At 67.4% G+C, this 3,343-nt stretch carries 2 protein-coding genes and 1 pseudogene; all 3 read right to left on the bottom strand.

The genetic code is table 11. The annotated features are described in order from the left end of the window. Positions 1-462: pseudogene (locus K789_RS22425) on the bottom strand (MFS transporter); the annotation flags it as partial. 93 nt (positions 463-555) lie between these two features. Continuing rightward, entirely contained in the window at positions 556-1,830 is a 1,275-nt protein-coding gene (locus tag K789_RS0105665; protein ID WP_024365915.1) for an MFS transporter, read from the bottom strand. Between the two features lie 92 nt (positions 1,831-1,922). Then, positions 1,923-3,329, bottom strand: a complete 1,407-nt coding sequence (locus tag K789_RS0105660; RefSeq protein WP_024365914.1) for an MBL fold metallo-hydrolase — start codon at positions 3,327-3,329, stop codon at positions 1,923-1,925. Positions 3,330-3,343 lie beyond the last annotated feature (14 nt).

Genomic DNA, 3,343 nt, shown 5'->3' with positions numbered 1-3,343 from the left:
CAGCGCGGGACTGGCCAGGGATTCGAGGTCGTAGGCCAGGCGCGAGAGCGACAGGGCCCGCGTGTAGTGCCGTTCATCGGGCAGCACGACCGGGATCAGGGCCTGAAAGGCCGGCGTGAACGTCGCCGACGCACTCTGCAGCACGAAGACCAGCAGATAAATCTGCCAGACGTGGTCAACCAGCGGCAGCAGCATGGCGATGCCCGCCCGGATCAGGTCGGCGCCGACCAGGACCGCTTTCTTGGGCAGCCGCTCCACCACGGCAGCCATCAGGGGTGCGACGAAGACTTAGGCCATCATTTTGATGGTGAGCGCTGTCCCGAGTACGGCCCCGGCGTCACCTCCGGACAGGTCAAAGGCCAGCAGGCCCAGCGCCACCGTGAGAAGACCGGTGCCGAGCAGGGCAACGATCTGCGCCGAAAAGAGCTTCCGATAGACCGGAACAGCGAGGACTTCAAGCAACGGGGCTCCTCGGGTCAGCGGGCCATTCAACGTGTGCTTATGTGTGCACACGATAGCCTAGTCCCCCCGCGCCGGCGCACGCCTGCTGCGGGATTACGCCGTCCGGTGGTGGTCGGTGCCGCGCATGCGGATGGCGACGAGGGTACCGGACAACGCTGTCAGGCCCGCGACGACGCCGACGCCGAACGCGTCGGCGATGATCCCGGAGAGCAGCGCGCCGACAGCGAATCCGCCGTCGCGCCAGAGACGGTAGATGCCGACAGACCGGGCCCGCCACTGCGGGTGGGCGACGTCACCGATGGCCGCAAGCAGGGTGGGATACACCATGGCCGTTCCGAGGCCCAGGAGGACAGCGGCGGTCAGCCAGATCCCGAAGTCCTGGCCCACGGCGATCATTCCCAGGGCGGCGGCCTGGACGAGCATGCCGCCCACGATCAGCCATTTGCGCCCGTATTTGTCCGACAATGCCCCGGTGACGAGCTGCGCTGCGCCCCAGACGGCGGGATAGACGGCGGCGAGAATGCCGATCTTTTCGATCGTCAGACCTGCGGCGGCAAACAGGACGGGGAACAGGCCCCAGGCGAGGCCGTCGTTGAGGTTGTTGACCATCCCGGCCTGGCTGACCGAGGAGAGTGATTTGTCCCGGAAGCTGGTGAGGGTGAAGATTTCCCGGTTGCTCAGTTCCCCGTGGGCGTCGGCGTGGGCGGCCGTGTGGTTGGCGGCCTCGAGCCTGGCGTGGTCTCTGGTTTCCTTCACGGCGAAGACCGACAGCCCGAGGCCGAGGGCGATGTAGGCCGCGCCGAGCAGGAAGGGTCCGGGGCGCAGGCCGTAGTTGGCGGCAATGTAGCCGGTGGCGAGGGCGGTACCGGCGACGCCGAGGTAGCCGGCTGCTTCATTCAGGCCCATGGCGAGCCCCCGCTTGGAAGGTCCGACGAGGTCCATTTTCATGACCACGGTGGTGGACCACGTGAGGCCCTGGCTGACGCCCAGGATCACGTTGGCCGCGACGATCCAGCCCCAGCTCGGACCGAGGATCAGCATCAGCGGGACGGGCAGGGCGATGATCCAGCCGGCGATCAGGACGGGTTTGCGGCCGTAGCGGTCCGAGAGGGTGCCGGCGAAGTAGTTAGTGCCGGCCTTCGCGAGGCCAAAGGCCAGGATGTAGGTCAGTGCGCTGGTGTAGAGGTCCAGATGGAAGACCTGCCCGGCCAGCAGCGGAAGTACGGTCCGTTCCTGGCCAAGGGTGCCGCCGACGAGGGCGTTGACGGCGACAAGGAGCATGAACTGCGCCAGGTTCTGCCGAAGGCCCAGCGTCATGCCGTTGCCGTGGCGCTGCTGCCGCAGGGAGTTGGTGTTGCCGGACGTCATGGTGCTCCAGACGGTTGGGACGAACGATGGCGGCGGCCCTGTTGCCAGGGCCGCCGCCAGGGGTGCCAGTCAGTTAGTGCCGGTCGCGGTGGCTAGTTGCTGGAGACGGATGCCAGTGGCTGCCGGGTTGCCCAGGCGGCGTAGCTGCCGTCGAGTTCGACGACGTCGTAGCCGGCGCGGCGCAGCGCGCTGGCCGCGACGGAGTTCCGGACGCCGCTTTGGCAGTAGCTCACGATGGTGCCCTCGGCCGGGAGCTCGTCCAGGTGCCACATCACGCGGCCGCCGCTGAGCTGGTGGGAGCCCGGGATGTGTCCGGCGGTGTGTTCAGTGCGGTTCCGGACGTCCAGGACCATGGCGGCGTCGAAGTTCTCGAGGTCTTCAGGCGCGATGAGCTTCGGGGTGCTGACCGGCAGGCCCTCGAAGCCGGTGACGTAGCCGGCGACCTTGTCGATGCCGACGCGGACCAGGTGGTCCCACATCTCCTGCGCTGCGGACTGGTCAGGGGCCAGGAGCACGAGCGGGTTCTTGTCGGTTTCCGGGTTCACCACCCAGGCGCCGAAGCTGGCCACGGATTTGCCGGCCGGGACGTTGAGGGAGCCGGTGACGGTACCTTCGTGGACCTGGTCGTTGGGGCGGGTGTCGATGAACGTCACCGTGTCCGCGGCGAGGTCCTTCGCGACGGCGGCGAGGTCGAGTTCGGCCAGCGGGGCGCGTTCGCCCATCACGGCCGGGCCTTCACGGTTCTCCCGCTTCATCCGGCCGAAGTACGCGTGCGCGTCGGGCTGGCCGTCGAGGAGTTCATCAATGAAGCCCTGCTCGTCGTTGGCGGCCAGGTACGGGCCCCACCAGGAGTAGAGCCGCTCGTAGCCGACCGTGGAGGACGCGATCGCGCCCAGGGCCTTGCCGCAGGCACTGCCGGCGCCGTGGCCCGGGTGGACCTGGACGTGGTCCGGCAGGGTCAGGAACTTCTCCCGCAGGCTCGCGAAGAGCTGCTTGGCCCCGCCGAAGCGGGTGTCCACCCCGCCGGCAGCCTCATCCAGCAGGTCCGGGCGGCCCAGGTCCCCGGAGAAAACAAAGTCACCCGAGAGCAGGTACCCGGGGGTGTCGGCAAACGCACCATCGGTGACCAGGAAGGACAGGTGCTCCGGGGTGTGGCCGGGCGTATGCAGGGCCTTCACCGTGATGTTGCCCAGGGTGATCACATCATTGTCATAGAGGCGCTCAGCCTCGAAACCGTACTGCCAGTCCACTCCACCCTCACCGGAAACATAAGCAGTGGCACCGGTCGCGGCCGCCAGCTCCCGGGTGCCCGAGAGGAAATCCGCATGGATGTGGGTCTCGGTCACGGCAACAATCGTCATGCCGTTCTTCGCAGCCAGAGACTGGTACACCGCGATGTCACGGCGCGGGTCAACGACCAGCGCCTCACCCTTGGCCTGGCAGCCAATGAAGTAACTGGCCTGGGCAAGATCTTCGTCGTAGATGCGTTCCAGAAGCATGTGCTCTCCTTCGT

This window comes from Arthrobacter sp. TB 26, from assembly GCF_000427315.1.
GTDB lineage: Bacteria > Actinomycetota > Actinomycetes > Actinomycetales > Micrococcaceae > Arthrobacter.
This window is presented reverse-complemented; position numbering and strand designations above follow the sequence as displayed.